The sequence below is a fragment of the Pseudoalteromonas sp. 20-MNA-CIBAN-0454 genome, from assembly GCF_040308685.1.
GTDB lineage: Bacteria > Pseudomonadota > Gammaproteobacteria > Enterobacterales > Alteromonadaceae > Pseudoalteromonas > Pseudoalteromonas nigrifaciens.
Genome location: NZ_JBEOOB010000075.1, coordinates 1 through 2,249 on the forward strand (window position 1 = coordinate 1; position 2,249 = coordinate 2,249).

3 protein-coding genes are annotated in these 2,249 nt (G+C 37.6%); 1 reads left to right on the forward strand and 2 read right to left on the reverse strand.

What is annotated here, in order from left to right; translation table 11 throughout:
• On the forward strand, nt 1-334 hold a 334-nt coding region (locus AAEZ22_RS17915; RefSeq protein WP_352298298.1), incomplete at its 5' end, for a transposase.
• Nucleotides 335-452: 118 nt separating this feature from the next.
• Here the strand turns inward: AAEZ22_RS17915 and AAEZ22_RS17920 are convergent.
• Both AAEZ22_RS17920 and AAEZ22_RS17925 read right to left on the reverse strand, forming a co-directional pair.
• Nucleotides 453-1,346, reverse strand: coding sequence for a hypothetical protein (locus AAEZ22_RS17920; protein ID WP_352298301.1), 894 nt, complete (start codon nt 1,344-1,346; stop codon nt 453-455).
• A 375-nt stretch (nt 1,347-1,721) separates the two neighbouring features.
• The gene (locus AAEZ22_RS17925; RefSeq protein WP_016899346.1) at nt 1,722-2,132 is read right to left on the reverse strand and encodes a TraR/DksA family transcriptional regulator; all 411 of its coding nucleotides are present in this window, start codon (nt 2,130-2,132) and stop codon (nt 1,722-1,724) included.
• Nucleotides 2,133-2,249 lie beyond the last annotated feature (117 nt).

Consider the following 2,249-nt stretch of genomic DNA (forward strand, 5'->3'; position numbering starts at 1 on the left):
CTCCGAATTTATCATTGAGCAGGTATTTTTAGATAATCAGAACATCGATGCTAGGTGTGGTTCGCTAGACGCTTACGTTTATTTCAAGTATCCTGATTATGTGCGTAAAGCTATTTATACCACGAATGCGATTGAAGCTGTACATCGACAGTTTAGGCGACTCACCAAGACAAAGGGAGGATTCCCTAATGAAAACAGCTTGATGAAACTATTGTATGCAGGCATATTAAATGCCTCAAAGAAATGGACAATGCCAATCCATAACTGGAATCTGACATTGTCGCAATTGGCCATCCACTTCGAAGGTAGGTTAGATGGTGTGCTAGATATTTAGCAATTTAAGCTGACACAGAATTCTGAACGCCCTCGATGCGGACATTGATAACGCCCGCATTTGCGGCTGGTTTGTTGCGCAGCGGAAAACCAATCCGACAACATGCGTTTGTTAAATTTCATCTTCTCTTGTGCTCGGTTCTAGAGGCAATGTCCGGAATCGAATCTGCAGGGCTGATAACCGTTTGTACCTTTGCTCGCTCCTTTAACCGCTTCTGCGCTACAAAAGCGAAAGATTTACCTGTTCGTTCAGCTTCTTTTTGTATTTCGTATATTTCTTCACCAGAAATAGGGTTTTCACTTGCATCAATCATTGTTGAAAAATGATAAGTAGCCTCGTCTTCATTATCTGAACGAATAGTATGCTCAAGTATATCTTCTAGCTCGACACTTACAGCATCCTGCATACCTGAACCAATTGCCCCGAAATTCTGTTTGAACCAGTCACCTTGCTCCATACTATTTTTCAATATAAAAAGGTCGTGATCAGTGAATGGAACATGAAAATCGTTGAAGTTGATGAATTGTCTACCATCAATTCTCATTTGAAAGTGGTAATGAGGATAATCAATGGATGTTCCTTGATGACCTTGAAAGTCATTTTTGGAGCAGTCAAACGTCCATTCAACATTTTTCCATTTAACTGTATAGGATAAAACTTTTCTATCTGACTTCTCGTCTTCAAGGTCATTGATATTCGAAAGAAAACGATCTTGGTTCGCACACCATCGAATATACGCAGCTATATTCCCATAGCCGTATTTTTCGTAAACTTTTGGAAAGTCTTTTTTCTTAAATTTACATTGCCGTAATAGCCAGTGTAAGCAAGGGTTGCTTTTGCTAATGGTCTTAAAAGGTTTGTTACAGAGATAGCAAATATCTTTTTCATAGCCGGTTCTGAACGCCTCAGCTTGCCTTTGATGTTCCTCATCATTCAGGCGATTCATCTCCTCAATTTCTTCGGGAGACATCCCTTCAAAAATCCGTCTATATTTATCAGTATCGTGCTGCACCTGATTTTCCTTTGGAATTTAACAATTTAATAGTGCGCTCATCGCGCATATTTCTTCCGACTGAACGCTCATTATCTACTTTATATAGTTTTAACAAATAACCTAAAGCATTACTATCACTAAGTTTTCTAAAATTTTTAGGTAAAGTTAAATGAACCAATTTGCGCGCGTCGCTCATTTTCATGAATATATGCGCAAAGAGTAGTTTGACGAATTAGTTAACTCTTATATCTAGCTAATCTCAATGACTGGTTATCGCTCAAAGCCGACCTATAGAATAATTGCTTTAACACGTTTTGGGGCAAAAGCTTGTTAGAACAAAAGGCAGACTGCGACAAATAGCATCGAAAAGTTTCGAACTTTATTGTCATGGTTTTAGTATTTATTGTCGAGTTTCATAATTATTGTCCTCCGACACTTATATCTATTTTGAACTTCAATTATAGATTGGCAATCACAGCAGTTTTCTGCCGTTGGCACTGTTACTAATCTTTTAAACTGAATTTCAATACCGCATGTTTCACAATACCCGTATTCGCCAGGTTCTTTTTGAAGCCTAAATTTAACTCGTTGCAATGCCTTCAGCTGCAGACCTTTTCTATAACGTGAAATGTATTGTTGCTTACGCTCTTCTTCTAGTGCCGCTCGATCTAAAATATCTGCAAGTACATTGCTTTCAACATTCTTATTTATTGGTTCATTCAGAGCATTCTTAAGCATAGAAATTTCATCATTAACTTGGTTTATTATATGCCCTAATTGGTCTGTTTTTAAAAATTCATGCATTCCTTATATCCTATACTAAACATCAAAAAGGTATTTAAACTGTAAGCGTCTAGCGAACCACACCTAGCATCGATGTTCTGATTATCTAAAAATACCTGCTCAATGATAAATTCGGAG

What these genes read in the sequence shown, in the direction of transcription:
- AAEZ22_RS17925 (WP_016899346.1), bottom strand. Translation starts at nt 2,132, where the DNA reads ATGCATGAATTTTTAAAAACAGACCAATTAGGGCATATAATAAACCAA.